Below are 16,691 nucleotides of genomic sequence, written 5' to 3'. Positions count from 1 at the left end.
ACCATAAGGCCTGCCGTGCCCTGGAGGTTATTTCTTGCGTTTGGGAGCGATGACCATCATTAGCTGGCGTCCTTCCATCTTAGGATGCTGTTCGACGGTACCGTGTTCGGCGAGGTCGGCTTCGACCCGCTTCAACAGTTCCATACCCAGCTCCTGGTGGGCCATCTCACGACCACGGAATCTCAGAGAGATCTTGGCCTTGTCCCCTTCCATCAGGAAACGTACCAGGTTGCGTAGTTTTACCTGGTAATCCCCTTCTTCCGTCCCTGGACGAAACTTGATTTCCTTGATCTGCTGCTGGTGCTGGTTCTTCTTGGCAATGGCAGCTTGCTTCTTCTTCTCGAAGAGGTGCTTGCCGTAGTCCATGATCCTGCACACAGGCGGCTGGGCGTCGGCAGAGATTTCTACCAGGTCCAGCTTGGCCTCTTCAGCGATCCTAAGCGCTTCATCAATAGAGACGATGCCAATTTGCTCACCGTCAGCGCCAATTAACCGAACCTCGCGTGCCGAGATATTCTCGTTGATCGGAGCCTTCGGGGCGCCTCGTTTATCTTGTCTCATATCACGCTTAATAATGATTACTCCAATTCTTGGCGACCACGCCGGGAAACCGCTTGCGCGAGCAATTCAGTGAATTGAGCGACGGGCATGGAGCCCAGATCGGCACCCTCACGAGTGCGCACAGCGACAGTTCTTGTCTCGACTTCCCGATCGCCGATCACCAGCAGATAGGGAACCTTGAGCAAAGTATGCTCGCGGATTTTAAAGCCAATCTTCTCGTTCCTCAAGTCCGACTTGGCACGAAATCCGTTTTGATTCAACGTTTTTTCGACTTCGAGGGCGAAATCGGCCTGCTTGTCGGTGATGTTCATGATCACCGCCTGGGTCGGCGCCAGCCACGCCGGGAACACGCCGGCATAGTGCTCGATCAGCATGCCGATGAAGCGCTCGAACGAACCGAGGATGGCGCGGTGCAGCATGACCGGGCGCACGCGGCTGTTGTCTTCGGCGATGTAGCTGGCGTCGAGGCGCTCCGGCAGGTTCGGGTCGTACTGCAGAGTGCCGCACTGCCAGTTACGGCCGAGGCAGTCGCGCAGGGTGAACTCGATCTTCGGGCCGTAGAACGCGCCCTCGCCTGGCTGGTATTCCCACTCCAGGCCGGATTCGTTCAGCGCATCGGCCAGGGCGCCTTCGGCGCGATCCCACAACTCCTCGGAACCCACGCGCTTGGCCGGGCGAGTCGACAGCTTCATGGCGATGTCGGTGAAGCCGAAGTCCTTGTAGACGTCCAGGGTCAGCTTGATGAAATCGGCCGCTTCCTTCTTCACCTGCTCTTCGGTGCAGAAGATGTGCGCATCGTCCTGCACGAAGCCACGTACGCGCATGATGCCGTGCAGCGCGCCGGACGGCTCGTTGCGATGGCAAGCACCGAACTCGGCAAGACGCAGCGGCAGGTCGCGGTAGGACTTCAAGCCCTGGTTGAACACCTGCACGTGGCACGGGCAGTTCATCGGCTTCACCGCGTAGTCGCGGCTTTCCGACGAGGTGGTGAACATGTTCTCGGCGTAGTTGGACCAGTGACCGGAGCGCTCCCAAAGGATGCGATCGACGACCTGCGGGGTCTTGATTTCCGAGTAACCGTTCTCGCGCTGCACCTGGCGCATGTACTGCTCGAGCACCTGGTAAACGGTCCAGCCGTTGGCGTGCCAGAACACCATGCCCGGCGCTTCTTCCTGCAGGTGGAACAGGTCGAGCTGCTTGCCGATCTTGCGGTGATCACGCTTCTCGGCTTCTTCGATGCGCTGGATGTAGGCCGCCAGCTGCTTCTTGTCCGCCCAAGCGGTGCCGTAAACGCGCTGCAGCTGCTCGTTCTTGGCATCGCCACGCCAGTAGGCGCCGGACAGCTTGGTCAGCTTGAACGCCTTGAGGAAGCGGGTGTTGGGCACATGCGGGCCGCGGCACATGTCCACGTACTCTTCGTGGTAGTACAGGCCCATGGCCTGTTCGTCCGGCATGTCGTCGACCAGGCGCAGCTTGTAGTCTTCGCCACGGGACTTGAACACGTCGATGACTTCGGCACGCGGCGTCACTTTCTTGATGACGTCGTAGTCCTTGTCGATCAGCTCTTTCATGCGCGCTTCGATAGCGGTCACGTCTTCAGGCGTGAAGGGGCGCTCGTAGGCGATGTCGTAATAGAAGCCATCGTCGATGACCGGACCGATGACCATGCGCGCTGTCGGGTACAGCTGCTTGACCGCGTGACCGACCAGATGGGCGCAGGAGTGGCGGATGATATCGACACCCTCCTGGTCCTTCGGGGTGATGATCTGCAGGGTCGCGTCGTTTTCGATCAGGTCGCAGGCGTCGACCAGACGGCCGTCGACCTTGCCGGCAACGGTGGCCTTGGCCAGGCCGGCGCCAATGGATTGCGCCACCTCGAGTACGGATACCGGGTGATCGAACGAACGCTGACTGCCATCGGGAAGAGTAATGGTGGGCATGGCGCCTCCTCTCCTAGTGGTGACCTCTACCAAAGGCCACATGGGTTGGGATGAGCCAGTAAGCGATCCGGTGGCGTATCTGCCATACAGAGGCAGGGGCCGTGAGGCCAACCGAGAACGAACCGCAGTCACTGGAGGATGTGAAACGGTGGATGCTTTCAGAATCGCGCGGGCCTGACAAGGCAAACCGGCCATCTTCGAAAATTCCGAAGCGCCGAGCGAGCTGCGACGACTACGCAAAAACAACGAGCAAAAAAAATGGCCGCCGAAGCGACCATTTAAAGAATTTGGTAGGCACAATTGGATTCGAACCAACGACCCCCACCATGTCAAGGTGGTGCTCTAACCAACTGAGCTATGTGCCTGCTGTGGGTGCGCATTCTACGGAGCGGCGAAAAAGAGTCAACACCTTTTTTCGCTAACTGACTAAAAAAACTGAGTTTTTTTGATTTGGTGGGTTGGATGCCCTGCCCCCGTGGAGCGAGGCTGCCAGAATTCCTGGGTATCGCTTCGCTCGACCCAGGCTACGACTCAGCGCTTAGGTGGAGCGCGGGCCATGGGTAAGCCTCGTATATCGATGCAGCTATCGATGGGCTGCGCCCATCCTACAGTCAATAACGGGGAGCGGTGATCTTCCGTGGGAGCGGGCGGGACGCCTAGCTCATGCCCGCTCCCACGGGTAACCCGCTTCCGACTATATGTGGGAGTCGCCTTAAGCTATTTTCGACACATACAAAAAACGGCGCTCGATAAGCGCCGTTTGTTTCCCCCCATCCACCGTTACTGAACCGGACAGGCCACCGGTGCCGCGCACTGCTCACTGGCATTGCCCCGCTTGCCGATAACAGTGAAACGCTTGTCTTCCGGTTTCAGGCGTTGGGCGCACTGGCGGGCGCTGGCGGCTTCGGTTTTGCAACCGCGCTCGTCGAGCACCTGTGAGAGGTTGAACCAGCCCGGCGCGAAATCTGCCTGACGGCTGACACTCTCGCGAAACGCCGCTTCAGCGCCGCGCAGGTCGCCACCGGCGTAACGGCTGTTAGCCAGGGCGAACCAGCCTACTGCTTGCTCCGGCCAGCGCTTGGTAGCGGTTCGATAGGCAGACTGGGCGACATCCTTGCGGCCTACCTCTTCCAGATCAGCCGCGGCTTTCAACCACACGGTCGGCTCGGCAGTGGCCGGCAGATCTTCCGGGTGCATGGTCAGCACTGCCCAGCGCTGGCCGCGTGCCCAGGTTTTGTCGAAGGCTGCAAAACTGGTGACCCAGCGACTGGTGGTGCCGGAACGCAGGGTCAGGGTCTTCTCGCGCTGGTCATAACCGACCAGTACCGCGAAGTGCCACTGCGGGTACCAGTCGAAGCCAAGATTCTGCAGCACCAGCACCGGGTTGCCGGCAGCCACTTCGGTCAGCAGCGAATCGAGCTTCGGCTTGAGGGGATAGACGAGCAGATCATGGGCTCGCGCCGCGGCGACCATCTCGACCTGCAGGCTGCCTTCACGACCTGGAATGTAGACCTGCTCCTGCAGATAGCCCGGCGTAGTCAGCACACCACGCTGGTTGAGCATGGTCGCCAGAGCGGCCGGCCCACACTGATAAGCAGTCTGCGGATAGAAGGGGACGCTGGTGAGTTCGACCCGCTCGGGCAGGCGCTGGGCCTCCGGTGACAGTACCGGAGACCTGGCGCATGCGCCGAGCAGGACGATGAGCAGTGAAGCGGAAAGCAGTCTTAGCGATTTATGCATTTCACGAAACTGAAGATGTCGGTGGCGCAGAGCATATCGGTGATGATGAAGATCACCAAGAACAACACGATGATGCCCACGACACCGGCACCTGCCGGTGCCTCGGACAGCTGCTGGTTGAATTGCGCGAGTTCGGCGCTGGTCAGGTTGTTGATGCGGTTCTCTACCTGATCACGCTCCACACCCATGGCGAGCAGTTTGTCCTTGACCTGCTGATCGTCGAGCATCGACAGCAGCTGATCACGGTCGACCTGCTGTTGTTGCTGGGTCAGCACTTCACCCGTGCCGATCATCGCGGCATTGGCGAGTGGAACCTGGGCGATCATAAGGGCATGGAACACTGCCAGCATGGCAGCCAGACGACGAAAGAACGGGGATTTGGTCATTTTGGTATCTCCTTATCAACCATCATCCTAGACCCATGTGGCACACAGCCAGTTCCGCCTATATCTGCAACGTCTTTGCCCTTCCCTCCAGGCCAATAATCACGGGGTCTCAAGGCGTATGGAGCGCCTTGCTTCCAAGGCCGTACTTCATCACCCCATCGTGCTCAATTCACTGCTCAGGTAATCGAGAAAACAGGTGATACGCGAGGTCAGCGCCGTGTTGCGGTAGTACACGGCGTGGATCGGTTGGCGCACCTCCAGCGTGTGCTCGGCGAGGATCTCCACCAAGCTGCCACGACTAAGGTCCAGATGGGTCATGAAATCCGACAGGCAGACGATGCCCACGCCCTCCAGCGCCAGCTGCCGCAGCGTCTCGCCGCTGGACGCATTGAGGCTGGGCACGATGGTGAAACTGTCGCCCTGTGCATGGCGCAGCGGCCACTGGTTGAGGCTTTCCGGCTGGGTGAAGCCGAGCAGGCTGTGCTGATGCAACGCCTCGACGCTTTCCGGCACGCCGTACTCTGCCAGGTAGGCCGGGCTGGCCAGCACGCGACGGCGACTACTGCCCAGTGGCCGCGCGTGCAGGGTCGAATCGCGCAGAGGGCCAATACGGATGGCCACGTCGGTGCGCTGCTCGATCAGATCGATGATCTGGTCGCTGCTGTGCAATTCCAGCTCGATGTTCGGGTAACGCTCGCGAAAGCCTTTGATCAGCGGCACCACCGCATGCAGCACGAATGGCGCCGCGGCGTTGACGCGCAGCCTTCCGGCTGGCGTTTGCCTACGCATGCTCATCTGCTCTTCGGCCTCCTCGACGCTGGCGATGATGCGCCGTGCCTGAAGCAGAAACGCCTGCCCTTCTTCGGTCAGTTCCAGGCGCCGGGTGGTGCGCTGCAGCAGGGTGACTTCGAGCTTTTCCTCCAGCCGACTGAGGGCGCGGCTGATGCCCGAGGCAGTCTGCCCGAGCTGCTGCGCCGCCGCGCTAATCGAGCCGGCGGCGACCACGGTGCTGAAGGCGAGTAGCTCGTCGAGGGAAGTTTTCATGGAGGCATTCGTGACCAGCAAGCAAATATGTTTGCCATGAAACGCGGTTTTTCCGCACAAGTCCATGGCCCAGACTGCACCCAGAAACGCGAAACCACCCATGCGGATCGCGGTCAGCTACAGACAGTCACCCATTAGACAGGAGCGACATATGCAACAGATTCCCGCCCTCGGCCTCGGCACCTACCGCCTCAAGGAACAGCAGGTCATCGACTCGGTCCGCAATGGCCTGGAACTCGGCTACCGGCATATCGATACCGCGCAGATCTATGGCAATGAAGCCGAGGTCGGCCAGGCCATCGCTGCCGCCGGCGTGCCGCGCAGCGAGCTGTTCGTCACCACCAAGATCTGGATCGACAGCCTGAGCGCCGACAAGCTGATCCCCAGCCTGAAGGAAAGTCTGCGCAAGCTGCAGATGGAGCAGGTCGACCTGACGCTGATCCACTGGCCCTCGCCGAACGATGAAATCCAAGTCGCCGAATACGTGGCTGCCCTTATGGAAGCCAAGGCCGCCGGCCTGACGGCGCAGCTCGGCGTATCCAACTTCACCAACGCGCATCTGCAGCAGGCCATGGAAGTGGTCGGCGCCGACCAGATCGCTACCAACCAGGTGGAGATCCATCCGTTCCTGCAGAACCGCAAGGTAGTGGACTTCGCCCGCGAGCACGGCATTCATCTCACCGCCTATATGCCGCTGGCCTACGGCAAGGTAATGACCGACCCGGTGATCCAGGAAATTGCCAGCAAGCATGCCGCGAACCCGGCGCAGGTCGCGCTGGCCTGGGCACTGCAACAGGGCTTCGCGGTAATTCCGTCGTCGACCAAACGCAGCAACTTGCAGAGCAACCTGGGCGCCTTGAAGCTCACCCTCAGCGAGCAAGACATGACCGCTATCGCCAAACTGGAGCGCGGCGAACGCCTGGCCAACCCGGACTTCGCGCCGCAGTGGGATTGAGCGTACGGTTCAGAGCCTGTTCATGATCTCTATGCGCCTGATGCGGCAACTACAAGGCAGAAGCGGCCACTCAACTGATCGCTCCTCACGCTCTTCTGGGGAATGCCTCCGAGGACGCTCTGCGTTCGCTGTTGTATGCCGTGTGCAGCCGGAGCAGGCGCAGAGCACCGCGGCCTGAGCTACCACGCTGGAGCGTGGGAGCCATCGTATCCACTGTGGGAGCGCGCCATGCGCGCGAAAAATCGCGGGCATGGCCCGCTCCCACAGATGCTGCATTGATGACCGCCTCCGCCTCTTAGCTGCCAAATCTGCAGACCGGGCTGAAAGATTATGACCAGACCAGGCTCTTAGAAGTCGACCTTGCCCCTACCTGCCTTGATCGCTCCGCGCTTGGACTTGCCTTCCAGTCGGCGTTTCTTGGAGCCGAGGGTCGGTTTGGTCGGGCGCCGGGCTTTCTCGGTCTTGCCGGCAGAGCGAATCAGCTCGGCTAGGCGCTCTAGAGCGTCGGCACGGTTCTGCTCCTGAGTGCGGTATTGCTGGGCCTTGATGATCACCACGCCATCGGCGGTGATGCGGCTGTCACGCAGGGCCAGCAGCCGTTCCTTGTAGAACAGCGGCAGTGAGGATGCTTGGCTGTCGAAGCGCAGGTGCATCGCGCTGGACACCTTGTTGACGTTTTGCCCACCCGCGCCCTGAGCGCGAATGGCGGTGAGCTCGATTTCATCGTCAGGCAGATGAACGCTGTTGGAGATGACCAGCATGGGGCGCCTTGTTTCGGGTGGGCGTGCAGGATAGCCCAAGGTAGACGCCAGCATGGCTGAAACCTTTGCTTGAAATTTGCTTCTATGCCCTTTGCAGCGCTCAAGTAAGTTAAGCCACCCGCCTCCACCGCCTGCGAGAACACCCCATGGATTCGATCACCCAAGCCGTACTTGGCGCCAGCATTCAGGGCGCGCTGCTGGGCCGCTGGCAAGGGCGCAAGGCGCTGCTATATGGCGCTGTGCTGGGCACGCTGCCCGATATGGACGTGATGATCGACTACGGCGATGCTGTAGCGGCCATGACCTACCATCGCGGCTTCAGCCATTCGCTGTTCGTGCTGACCGGCTTCGCCCTGCTGCTGACCTGGTTCTTGCGCCAATGGCGACCCAACCCCGGCTATTCATCACGCCGACTGTTCCTGGCCATCTGGTTGGTGCTGATCACCCATCCCCTTCTCGACGCCTTCACCAGCTACGGCACACAACTGCTCTGGCCATTCGCACCAACGCCGGCGGCCTGGTCGAGCATCTTCATCATTGACCCGATCTACAGCCTGCCGCTGCTGGGCGCGGTGATCTACGGGCTGATCGCCGGTTTGAAGGACAAGGCCAACCCGGTGGTCAACTGGGCCCTGGCGTTTTCCACGGTCTATCTCGCCTCGACCTTGGGCGGCAAGTACATGGCCGAACATCGCGTGGAGCAGGAACTGGCGCGCCAGGGCATCGAAGCCGAGGCCATTTTCAGCTCGCCGACGCCGTTCAACACACTGCTGTGGCGCGTGGTGGCCATCGAAGGCGAGGATTATTACGAAGCGCTGGTCGGCTGGTTCGACAGTGCGCCGCCAGTGCTGGAGCGCATGCCGCGCGGTGCGGCGCTAGGCCAGGCCTTGGAGGATTCACCCGCCCATCAGCGGCTGAAGTGGTTCACCAATGACGTGCTGCGTTACGACCGCATCGGCGATCACCTGGTAGTCACCGACATTCGTTTGGGCATGACCGGCTTCCACCCGTTCCGCTTCGACTTCGCCCATCGGCAGAACGGCGCCTGGCAGGTGCAGCCCTACATTGAGCGCTGGCCGTCTGAGCGTGGCGATATACAGCGCCTGGCCCTGCTTTGGCAACGCATCTGGAACCCCGCGACGCCTGTGCCGTTGGCATTGTGGGCCGGCGAGTTGAGTCGTGATCCGCAAGGTGGTGGCGCGGCCGATAATGACCTGAAACCGGGACGCAAAGCTGCAAGCTTCGCGAGTGAGACAAGCGACCCAGCGCTGTAACGGCACCCGCTATCAAACACAGAAATCTACCCGGGTATCGCAGGCTCAACCCGGGCTACGAATCCGACCATGCCAAGCCCCGAACCGTAGCCTGGGTGGGGCGAAGCGATACCCGGGAAGCCCTCTCCCGGGCATTCGCGATCTCAGGTCCTGAACTGCCGCACCAAGCCCTGCAGCTCGACGCCCAGACGCGCCAGTTCGGCGCTGGAGGCCGCGGTCTGTTGGCTGGCACTGGCGCTCTGCTCGCCGATATCGCGCACCCGGGTGACGCTTTCGCTGATGGTTTCCGCCACAGCGCTCTGCTCTTCCGCGGCGGCGGCGATCTGCTGGTTCATCTGTTCGATGGTACTGACCGCCTGGGTGATGCGGCCGAGGGCATCGCCCGCCTCGCCGGCCAAGCCCACGGTACGCTGGGTCAGCGCGCGACTGCCTTCCATCTGCGTGACTGCACCATCAGCCAGGCGCTGCAGATTGGCGATCAGGCTCTCGATTTCCTGCGTAGAGTCATGGGTACGGCGCGCCAGGGCGCGCACTTCATCGGCCACTACAGCAAAGCCGCGGCCCTGATCACCAGCGCGGGCGGCCTCGATGGCAGCGTTGAGCGCCAGCAGGTTGGTCTGCTCGGCCACCGCACGAATCACTTCCAGCACACCGCCGATGCGACCGCTTTCCTTGTTGAGCGCCTGCATGGCTTCGGCCGATTGCTCCACCTCCTCCGCCAGCTTGCCGACCTGGCTGATCGCCTGCTGTACCACCTGATTGCCCTGCTGCGCCTCGCGGTCGGCGTCGGCCGCAGCCAACGAAGCCTGTTCGGCGTTCTGCGCCACCTCCTGCACCGTGGCGGCCATCTGGTGCATGGCGGTGGCAGTCTGTTCGGTTTCCTCTTTCTGGGTCTGCACGCCGGCACTGGTCTGGGCAGTGATGGCTGACAACTGCTCGGCAGCGGCTGCGATCTGCCCGACACCGGTGCCGATGCGGCCGACCAAGTCACGCAGGCTGCGGGTCATGCCCTGCATGGCTTCGAGCAGTTGGCCGAGTTCGTCGTTGCGGTTCTGCGGTAAATCCTGGCTCAGGTCACCGCCGGCAATGCGCCGCGCGAATTCCACGGTCTGGCGCAGCGGCGCGACGATGGAACGGCTGATGGTGAAGGCGGCGAACAGGCCAATCACTACCGCCGCGATGCCCATGCTGCCGAGCAGCAGGATGGCGTTGCGGCTGTCATCGCCCATGGCCTGTTCTTCGGCACTCTTGGCCTGCTCGGCCAACGCCAGCACCTGATCGGCCTGTTTGAGCATGGCAGCGTCGCTGGCCAGGCTCTGCTCATGCACCTGCTGGAAGTTGGTGAACGCCTGCTGGTAGCTCGTCAACGCCGCCAGGGCAGCCTCGATGGCGCGCTTCTGATCGTCGCTCAGCCAGACCATCAGGCCATTGGCCGAGGATTGCAGGTCGTAGATGACAAAATTCCAGTCTTCCAGCGCGGATGATGAGCCATCGATGATGAACTGGCTTTCGTGGCTGCGCAGCTCGAGCATGCGCTTGCTGAGATTGGAAGCGGTTTCCGCCAGGGTCAGCGGGTCACTGCCACGCAGCTTATCGCCGGCAAGGCGCAGTTCGCGCACGGCGTCGTACATGCCCAACTCGATCATCTCGAACTGGCTACGCGCCTCCTGGGCAGCCTCGTCCATCTGCTTGCGCGCTTCGTTGGCGCGCGCCTGCTGCTGCACGCTGGCGTCGAACTGCTGAAGATAGTCGGCAGTGGCCGCGTCCATGGCCTGCAAGCGCTCGCGCTCGCTGGGCGTAGCCGTGGCCATTTGTTCGACAAGACCGGCACGGACCTTGGCGAGCTGCTCACGCATGCGTTGGGCGTCGGCCTCACTGTGGCTGATCGCATAGTCGCGCTCCAGGCGCCGGGCGCTGAGGATCTGGGCGTCGATGCTCGACAGCGACACCGACTGGGCATGTCCCTGCATCACAGCCTTCACGGCCACGAAACCGGAAGCGGTCACGGCGACGGTCAACAGCAATACCAGGCCAAAACCGACCAGAAGTTTCTTGCCTACGGAGAGGTCGACGAACAGTCGAGTGGCAGAATGCAACATCCAAGCGGCTCCATTTGTTTTTGTATGAGTGCGGTACGCAGGCGCCTTGTGAGCGCGCGACCCTGGCTTCAGTACCCTAATCGGCCGCAAGCGGAAAATCCTGAGGGAAAAAGCAAATCACTGGCGCCATCAAGTCGCCACTATACCGGCGTACGTGGAGTCGCCGTCCGCACCTGAGACAAACAGTTACAGAACTGTCGAGGCGGTCAGGAATCTGGCACAGATGCCGCCCGCAGCATTGCACTGCGGGCGGCAGAGATACTGGCCGTTAATTGACCAGACGGCGCTGGCGAATCTGGAAGCAGCCCCAGATGAACAGCAGCCAGAACGGAATGGCGAATACCGACATACGAATGCCCGGGATGAACAGCATCACGCCGAGGATGAACACCACGAAGGCCAGACACAGGTAGTTGGCGAACGGGAACCAGAAGGCCTTGAAGGACGGTTCGACGCCCTTGGCCTGCATGGTCTTGCGGAACTTGATGTGGGCCAGGCTGATCATCGCCCAGTTGATCACCAGGGCAGCGACCACCAGCGACATCAGCAGCTCCAGCGCGCTCTTGGGCACCAGGTAGTTGACCACCACGCAGATCAGCGTGAACAACGCCGATACAGCGATGGCCAGCACTGGCACGCCACGCTTGTCGACCTTGAGCAGGCGTTTGGGTGCGTTGCCCTGCTCGGCCAGGCCGTAGAGCATGCGGCTGTTGCAGTACACGCCGCTGTTGTAGACCGACAGCGCCGCGGTGAGCACCACGAAGTTGAGCAGGTGCGCAGCGGTGTCGCTGCCGATCAGCGAAAAGATCTGCACGAAGGGGCTGCTGCCGTAGGAGTCGCCGCCCGCGGTCAGGGTCGCGACCAGGTCATCCCAGGGGTGCAGCGAGAGCAGCACGGTCAGCGCGCCGATGTAGAAGATCAGGATGCGGTAGACCACCTGGTTAATGGCCTTGGGAATCACCGTCTTCGGCTGGTCGGCTTCGGCGGCGGTGATGCCCACCAGCTCCAGGCCACCAAAGGAGAACATGATGATGGCCATCATCACCAGCCCGGAAATCCCGTTGGGAAAGAAGCCGCCGTGGCTCCACAGGTTGCTGATCGACGCCTGCTCACCACCCGCGCCGCTGAACAGCAGGTAGCAGCCGAGCAGGATCATGCCCACGATCGCCGCCACCTTGATGATCGAGAACCAGAACTCGGCCTCGCCGAACACCCGCACGTTGGTCAGGTTGATGGCGTTGATCAGCACGAAGAACGCCGCTGCGGTCGCCCAGGTGGGGATCTCCGGCCACCAGTACTGCACGTACTTGCCCACCGCCGTGAGCTCGGCCATGCCCACCAGCACGTAGAGCACCCAGTAGTTCCAGCCGGACAGGAAACCGGCGAACGGGCCCCAATAGGCGTGAGCGAAGTGACTGAACGAGCCGGCAACCGGCTCCTCGACGATCATCTCGCCAAGCTGGCGCATGATCAGAAAGGCGATGAAACCGCCGATCGCGTAGCCGAGAATCATCGATGGGCCGGCCGAAGCCATGACGCCGGCAGAACCCAGAAACAGGCCGGTACCGATGGCACCGCCCAGGGCGATCAACTGAATGTGGCGGTTCTTCAGGCCGCGCTTGAGCGGGCCGGTTTGGAGCATTTCGCTTGGCATCTGTCACCTGTGGGTGATCGACCGTGACGGGATCGAACCCGCCCGGCTCGTGGCCTGGCGGAATGGCTTGGATTACTGGCGGCCTACTGCGCGTCGGGCTGAGCCTCCGGCGCGGCATGCCGGAATGCATCAAGGGCCTCACAACGGGCGGTGAGCGCGAGAATGCGTGGATACGCATCGAGGTCACAGTCGAAACGGCGCGCATTGTACACCTGTGGAATCAAAGAGGCTTCCAGATAGCCGGGCCGCGTGCCGAGGGAGAATCCATCGCCGTGGATCGCCAGCCCCTGCTCCACCGCTGCCAGGCCTTCGGCCACCCAATGGCGGTACCAGGCGGTCTTCGCCGCGTCGTCCACGCACAGCTCACGGCTCAGGTACTGCAGCACCCGCAGATTGTTGAGTGGATGCACGTCACAGGCGAGATGCAGCGCCAGGGCGCGCACCTGAGCACGGGCGACGGGATCGGCCGGCAGGATCGCCGGCACCGGGAAGATTTCCTCCAGGTATTCGATGATCGCCAGGGACTGGGCGATGCGCACATCGCCGTTCTCCTCGTCCACCAGCAACGGCACCAGGCCCTGGGGATTCAAGGCTTGATACGCCTGGCCATGCTGCTCACCGCCATCGCGCACCAGATGCACCGGCACCTGCTGGTAAGCCAGGCCCTTAAGGTTGAGCGCGATACGCACCCGGTAGGCGGCGCTGGAACGCCAGTAGCCATAGAGTTTCAACATTGCGAATTCCTAAACATGGCTTCGAGGGAGCGGCTTGGGCCGTGATCAGGCTCGAAGGCGCCCAGAGCTCGCGGCTGAAGCCGCTCCTACGCATCAGCGGCGCCGTAGCATTTCACCAGATCAACGCGCACCCTTTTCGCAGAGCCCAAGTCACGATGGGGCTCCCTTCGAAACACGACTGTGGGAGCGGCTTCAGCCGCGATCAATATCAAAGGCGCTGAAACCTCGCGGCTAAAACCGCTCCCACGGATCAATGGGCGTCGTAACGTTCCACCTGCTGGTCGATGGCGCCGAAGATGCTCGCCCCGGCGGCATCGAACATCTCGATGCGCACCCGGTCGCCGAACTTGAGAAACGGCGTCTTCGCCTCGCCGTGTTCGATCACTTCGAGCATGCGCTTTTCGGCCAGGCAGCTGGAGCCGGCGCTGCGGTCGTAGTTGGAGACGGTGCCCGAGCCGATGATGGTGCCGCTGCCCAGAGGCCGTGTACGTGCGGCGTGGGCGATAAGGGTCGGGAAGTCGAAGGTCATGTCTGTGCCGGCATCCGGCTGACCGAACAGCGCGCCGTTGATGTGCGACACCAGCGGCCGATGCACGCGGCCATCGCGCCAGCTATCGCCCAGCTCATCCGGGGTGACCGCCACCGGCGAGAAGCTCGACGACGGCTTGCTCTGGTAGAAGCCGAAACCCTTGCCCAGCTCGCCGGGAATCAGGTTGCGCAAGGACACGTCGTTGACCAGCATCAGCAGCTGGATATGCCCGGCCGCCTGGGCTGGCGTAGCGCCCATGGGCACATCATCGGTTATCACCGCTAGCTCGGCCTCCAGGTCGATGCCCCAGGCTTCGTCGCCCATACGGATTGGCGCGTGGGGTGCGATGAAGGTGTCCGAGCCGCCCTGATACATCAGCGGGTCGTGCCAGAAGGACTCCGGCATCTCGGCGCCGCGCGCCTTGCGCACCAACTCCACGTGATTGACGTAAGCACTGCCGTCGGCCCAATGATAGGCACGGGGCAGCGGGCTGTGGCAGGCACTCTGATCGAAGTCGAAGGCTTGCGCCTCCAGCCCGTCGTTGAGGCGCTGGTACACCGCTTCGAGCTGCGGGCGTTTGCTCGCCCAGTCGTCCAGCGCGGCCTGCAGCGTCGGGGCGATCTGCGCCACGCGCACGGCGCGGCTCAAGTCGCGGGAAACCACCACCAGAGCGCCGTCGCGGCCCTGGTTCAGCGATGCCAGTTTCATCAGGACTCCTTGCCTGGCGCGCGCCAGGAATTCACGTATTCGGCGACATCCACCGCGGCAGCGGCGTCGGTCACTTCCAGGCCATGGCGGGTGTCGATCATCACCGCCACTTCCTCGGCGAAGGTGGCCGGGTCGGTCTGCGCCTTTTTCAACGCCTTGGGATGTGGGCCGTGGGGGAAGCCGCACGGGTGCAGGGTGACCATGCCGGCCTCGATGTTGTCGCGGCTGAAGAAGTTGCCGCGGTGGTAGAACAGCACCTCGTCGTAATCGTCGTTGTTGTGGAAGAACGGCACCTTGAGCGCGCCGGGGTCGGATTCCACCGGCCGCGGCGTGAAGGTGCAGACCACGAAGCCCTTGGCCACGAAGGTAGTGTGTACCGAGGGCGGCAAGTGGTAGCGATGGCTCATCAGCGGGCGGATGTCGCGCCAGTTGACCCGCACCACGGTGTTATCACCGTGCCAGCCCACCGCATCGAGCGGGTTGTAAGGATAGGTCACGGTGCTGATCTGGTTACGCCGCTTGATGCGAATCTGCCAGGTGCTTTCGTCCTGCTGGGCCTTGAAGGCGTCGTCGATATGCGGGTGATCGAGCACCGCCGGGTCGAAGATCGCCTGGCCGCCGAGCAGGCCTTTTTCCGGTAGCTGATAGGCACCGTCGGTGTTCTCGACCAGCAGGAAATGACTAGGCGCAGTCGGCTCGATACGCCATGCAGTGCCGCGGGGAATCACCAGGTAGTCGCCATCACGGTATTCCAGATGGCCGAAATCGCAATGGAAGTGGCCGGCGCCATCGTGTACGAACAGCAGCTCGTCGCCATCGCTGTTGCGCACCAAGTGGCGCATGGCGCTGGCGGTCTTCCATACGCGCAGGCGAATGTCGGCGTTGTGCAGGGTCAGCGGCGCCTCGAACGGACAATCCTGCTCGCTGGGAATCCTGTTGAAGTTGAAGGCGTGGGGGCGCAGTGGCCCCTGCCAGTCGATCCAGCCGGTGGGCGGATGCTTGTGGTGCAGGTGCGTCACCGGACCGAAGAAGCCCTCGCGCCCCATTTCCCGCTCGTAGGTGTCGGCGGGAAAATCGCAGTGAGCCTGGCGCGAGTGCTCGCCTTCACGCAGGGGAAAGCTGATCCATTTACGGCTCATGGCCTCACTCCTCGCTGATCACACCGCGACGCAGCTGATCTTCTTCGATGGACTCGAACAGGGCCTTGAAATTGCCCTCGCCAAAGCCCTGATTGCCCTTGCGCTGGATGATCTCGAAGAAGATCGGGCCGATTACCGTGTTGGTGAAGATCTGCAGCAGGATGCCGTCATCGCCCGGCGCCCCGTCGATCAGCAGGTTCAGCTCACGCAGCACGTCCAGCGGCTCGCCGTGGCCGGCCACGCGCTGGTCGACCTTCTCGTAGTAGGTGTCCGGGGTGCTCATGAAAGCCACGCCGTTGGCCTGCAGCTGGCGCACCGTGGCGTAGATGTCGTCGGTGGCCAGGGCAATGTGCTGAATGCCCTCGCCGTGGTACTCGCGGATGAATTCCTCGATCTGCGACTTGTCGTCCGCCGATTCGTTGATCGGGATGCGGATCTTGCCGCACGGCGCGGTCATCGCCCGGGACAGCAGGCCGGTGAGCTTGCCTTCGATATCGAAGTAGCGAATCTCACGGAAGCCGGCGATGCGCTCGTAAAAGCCGGACCAGACGTCCATCTGCCCGCGTTTGACGTTGTGAGTCAGGTGGTCGATGCATTGCAGGCCGACGGCGTTGTCGTTGGCCGAGCGGCCTTCGATGAACTCGAAGTCGACGTCATAGATGCTGTGCTCGCCGTAGCGATCCACCAGATACAACAAGGAGCCGCCGATGCCTTCGACGCAGGGAATGCTCAACTCGCCGAAGTTGGCATGACTGCCGACCAGCGTAGCGCCCTGCTCTTTCACGTAGGCCGCGGCCTGGGCAGCATTCTTGACCCGGAATGCCATGGCGCAGGCGCTCGGTCCGTGCTTTTGCGCGAAGGCATGCACGTGGCCGGTCGGGCTGCCGTTGAGCACGAAGTTCACGTCGTGCTGCTGGAACAGCCACACCTGCTTGCTGCGATGCTTGGCGGTTTCGGTGAAGCCCATGGCGGTAAACAGCTGGCGCAACTGCTCGATACCTTCAGCCGTCGGCGCGGTGAATTCGACGAATTCGAAACCGTCGGTGCCGATGGGGTTGTGCTGCTCGATTCTGGACACGGCGTTCATGGGGTTACCCTCGTTGTCGTTATGGCTTCATGACAATCGAGGTGCCGCAGGCGAACAAGGCCGCGCGGTGCTCCCAAGCC

Annotated in this window: 14 protein-coding genes and 1 tRNA gene; 2 read left to right on the top strand and 13 right to left on the bottom strand. The window is 62.1% G+C overall.

Features of this window, described 5'->3' with window-relative positions; translation table 11 throughout:
• Window positions 1–27: 27 nt before the first annotated feature.
• The 6 genes from infC to PVA39_RS10870 all read right to left on the bottom strand — a co-directional run bounded on the left by infC (window position 28) and on the right by PVA39_RS10870 (window position 5,671).
• On the bottom strand, window positions 28–579 hold the full coding sequence (gene infC / locus PVA39_RS10895) for a translation initiation factor IF-3 (RefSeq protein ID WP_170833973.1): 552 nt from the start codon (window positions 577–579) through the stop codon (window positions 28–30).
• Complete coding sequence (gene thrS / locus PVA39_RS10890) at window positions 579–2,501, bottom strand: threonine--tRNA ligase (RefSeq protein WP_274124076.1); 1,923 nt, start codon at window positions 2,499–2,501, stop codon at window positions 579–581. The genes infC and thrS overlap by 1 nt, the downstream gene beginning before the upstream one ends.
• A 288-nt stretch (window positions 2,502–2,789) precedes the next feature.
• Window positions 2,790–2,866, bottom strand: a tRNA-Val gene (locus tag PVA39_RS10885).
• A 415-nt stretch (window positions 2,867–3,281) separates the two neighbouring features.
• Window positions 3,282–4,241: a PA2778 family cysteine peptidase gene (locus PVA39_RS10880; RefSeq protein ID WP_274124075.1), complete on the bottom strand. Its 960-nt coding sequence runs from the start codon at window positions 4,239–4,241 to the stop codon at window positions 3,282–3,284.
• Entirely contained in the window at window positions 4,226–4,627 is a 402-nt protein-coding gene (locus tag PVA39_RS10875) for a PA2779 family protein (protein WP_274124074.1), read from the bottom strand. Before PVA39_RS10875 ends, PVA39_RS10880 begins: the two co-directional genes overlap by 16 nt.
• 150 nt (window positions 4,628–4,777) lie before the next feature.
• Window positions 4,778–5,671: a LysR family transcriptional regulator gene (locus PVA39_RS10870; protein WP_274124073.1), complete on the bottom strand. Its 894-nt coding sequence runs from the start codon at window positions 5,669–5,671 to the stop codon at window positions 4,778–4,780.
• A 151-nt stretch (window positions 5,672–5,822) separates the two neighbouring features.
• On the opposite strand from PVA39_RS10870, the gene dkgB reads away from it, so the two are divergent.
• On the top strand, window positions 5,823–6,626 hold the full coding sequence (dkgB, locus tag PVA39_RS10865; RefSeq protein ID WP_274124072.1) for a 2,5-didehydrogluconate reductase DkgB: 804 nt from the start codon (window positions 5,823–5,825) through the stop codon (window positions 6,624–6,626).
• Between the two features lie 347 nt (window positions 6,627–6,973).
• Here dkgB and arfB read toward each other — a convergent pair whose 3' ends face one another.
• A complete protein-coding gene (gene arfB / locus PVA39_RS10860; protein WP_274124071.1) occupies window positions 6,974–7,387 on the bottom strand; it encodes an alternative ribosome rescue aminoacyl-tRNA hydrolase ArfB in 414 nt (137 codons plus the stop codon).
• Window positions 7,388–7,533: 146 nt separating this feature from the next.
• On the opposite strand from arfB, the gene PVA39_RS10855 reads away from it, so the two are divergent.
• The gene (locus PVA39_RS10855; RefSeq protein ID WP_274124070.1) at window positions 7,534–8,661 is read left to right on the top strand and encodes a metal-dependent hydrolase; all 1,128 of its coding nucleotides are present in this window, start codon (window positions 7,534–7,536) and stop codon (window positions 8,659–8,661) included.
• Between the two features lie 143 nt (window positions 8,662–8,804).
• Here the strand turns inward: PVA39_RS10855 and PVA39_RS10850 are convergent, their stop codons facing one another.
• The 6 genes from PVA39_RS10850 to hppD all read right to left on the bottom strand — a co-directional run bounded on the left by PVA39_RS10850 (window position 8,805) and on the right by hppD (window position 16,611).
• Window positions 8,805–10,760 (bottom strand): methyl-accepting chemotaxis protein, encoded by a 1,956-nt coding sequence (locus tag PVA39_RS10850; RefSeq protein ID WP_274124069.1) that lies wholly within the window; start codon window positions 10,758–10,760, stop codon window positions 8,805–8,807.
• 268 nt (window positions 10,761–11,028) lie between these two features.
• Window positions 11,029–12,414, bottom strand: coding sequence for an amino acid permease (locus tag PVA39_RS10845; RefSeq protein WP_274124068.1), 1,386 nt, complete (start codon window positions 12,412–12,414; stop codon window positions 11,029–11,031).
• An 83-nt stretch (window positions 12,415–12,497) separates the two neighbouring features.
• Window positions 12,498–13,148: a maleylacetoacetate isomerase gene (gene maiA / locus PVA39_RS10840; protein ID WP_274124067.1), complete on the bottom strand. Its 651-nt coding sequence runs from the start codon at window positions 13,146–13,148 to the stop codon at window positions 12,498–12,500.
• A gap of 250 nt (window positions 13,149–13,398) precedes the next feature.
• Entirely contained in the window at window positions 13,399–14,385 is a 987-nt protein-coding gene (locus PVA39_RS10835; RefSeq protein ID WP_274124066.1) for a fumarylacetoacetate hydrolase family protein, read from the bottom strand.
• The gene (locus PVA39_RS10830) at window positions 14,385–15,524 is read right to left on the bottom strand and encodes a homogentisate 1,2-dioxygenase (RefSeq protein WP_147176420.1); all 1,140 of its coding nucleotides are present in this window, start codon (window positions 15,522–15,524) and stop codon (window positions 14,385–14,387) included. Before PVA39_RS10830 ends, PVA39_RS10835 begins: the two co-directional genes overlap by 1 nt.
• Before the next feature lie 4 nt (window positions 15,525–15,528).
• Entirely contained in the window at window positions 15,529–16,611 is a 1,083-nt protein-coding gene (gene hppD, locus PVA39_RS10825) for a 4-hydroxyphenylpyruvate dioxygenase (RefSeq protein WP_274124065.1), read from the bottom strand.
• Window positions 16,612–16,691 lie beyond the last annotated feature (80 nt).

The sequence above is a fragment of the Pseudomonas sp. CNPSo 3701 genome (genome assembly GCF_028674975.1).
Taxonomy (GTDB): Bacteria; Pseudomonadota; Gammaproteobacteria; order Pseudomonadales; family Pseudomonadaceae; genus Aquipseudomonas; species Aquipseudomonas straminea.
The sequence above is the reverse complement of the archived record's forward strand: the minus strand, read 5'-3'. Positions and strand labels throughout refer to the sequence as shown.